Genomic DNA, 295 nt, shown 5'->3' on the forward strand with positions numbered 1-295 from the left:
TCCCGCCGTGCACGACGCCTACAACGTATCGAGCAAGGTGAAGCAGACGGGCGTCGCGGGCATCGGCGAGGGCGCCGCTCAGGCGCTCGAGCTCTCGCTCAGCGAGCCGGGTGTCTACGGATCCGTCGGCTCGTTCTCGGGTTACCTCACCGAATCGGTGACGAGCAAGCAGGCGAAGAAGATCAACGCCAAGACCGATCTGCTGCGCTTCTACGTCGGCAACGTTCTTGACTCGAACTACAACGCCACCTTCGACGCTGTACAGCAGCTGAGCGATGCCGGCGTGCGCCTCGAG

The 295-nt window shown here is 63.7% G+C and carries 1 protein-coding gene; it reads left to right on the forward strand.

Features of this window, described 5'->3' with window-relative positions:
* On the forward strand, positions 1-295 hold a 295-nt coding region (locus SB660_RS19825), incomplete at both ends, for an alpha/beta hydrolase-fold protein (RefSeq protein WP_410583985.1).

The sequence above is a fragment of the Bacillus sp. SIMBA_005 genome (assembly GCF_046535585.1).
Lineage (GTDB): Bacteria > Bacillota > Bacilli > Bacillales > Bacillaceae > Bacillus > Bacillus pumilus.